This window comes from Rothia sp. (in: high G+C Gram-positive bacteria), from assembly GCF_030540545.1.
Lineage (GTDB): Bacteria > Actinomycetota > Actinomycetes > Actinomycetales > Micrococcaceae > Rothia.
In genome coordinates, this window is sequence record NZ_JAUNVZ010000106.1 from 1 (window position 1) to 1102 (window position 1102).

The 1102-nt window shown below is 55.9% G+C and carries 2 protein-coding genes; both read left to right on the forward strand.

Annotated features, from left to right (window positions below; translation table 11 throughout):
• Positions 1-813: DUF6493 family protein (locus Q4P78_RS09265; protein ID WP_303340081.1), on the forward strand; the 813-nt coding region annotated here is incomplete at its 5' end.
• Between the two features lie 50 nt (positions 814-863).
• A partial coding sequence (locus Q4P78_RS09270) for a hypothetical protein (RefSeq protein ID WP_303340082.1) occupies positions 864-1102 on the forward strand: 239 nt, incomplete at its 3' end.

The window sequence follows — 1102 nt, forward strand, 5'->3', positions numbered from 1 at the left end:
CGTCCTCACAATATGTATGACCAAGCCTACGCTGAGGCTCCCAACGGCAGCCTGATGATGTGGCTTATTGAAGATCACGAACTGCCGACCGCACAGATGCCTTTCGTACAGGCGGCTCTGAACACGGCAGGTATTCCGGAAGAGTTTATGCACCGTGCTGTTCAGGCAATCGACGATTTTCACCGTACCCTCATGCAATGGTATGCGTGGCTTCTGCAGAATAACCCCAATACATTGGCGGCGCAGAGCATGCCGTTCGTCACTACAACAGGGTTTCAGAAACACATCAAGGGGCTTGACGCCGTACTGGATACCATCACCCACACACATCAGGTTCTGCAAGAACCCGCCTATTCCGTGTTGGGCTGGCTAACTGGTGCAGCAGCAGCTGAGCACAGGGCTCTCACCGCCGAATCTATTGCCGCTCTTGCGGGTCGCGGAATGCTCGATGCTTCTTTACTGGCGGATGAACTGGCCTACCTGCTCCGAGGGGGATGGGTTAAACCGGCCCGGGCAGCCAGCTGTTTACAGGACGCTGCATCCATTAGCCCGTTGGCAGGGTGGCGTATTGTGCAGGTGCTAGAGAACATGCTGCCTATGGTAGGTGAGATAAATCGGGGCGGTGCCCTGGTGCAGCTCTTGGTGCAATTAGCGGGGGAGTACGGTGTGAGTATTGAGGTTCCTGAGGTTTTTCGGCCCAAAATGAGGGGGCAGACTGTGCTGGCGAAGAACCTGCGTGCGCTCGAAGAATTGCGACCGCATCCGACCGAGCTTGCAGAAAAGGCGCGGCAGCACGCTATGGAGCTACTATAAGTACACCCAACTTTTTTTGGACAGCAATCACTAAAAAGGAATAACCACCTATGACAGCCGCCGCTTCCACACTTGCGCAACGCCGCGCCACCCTCAAAAAGCTCATGGCAGACCCCGAGGCCACTTTCGACCAGTACCGGGGGATTATTAACGGGGCCACCGAGAAAGAACGGGCATCCCTGGCACGAACCCTGAACGCTGAAAAAGCCGCCGCATCAGATCTTCCAAAGAGCATAAAAGCCTACCTGGCGGCCGCTCTCACCGCAAAACCAGCACGTGCCGCACAACA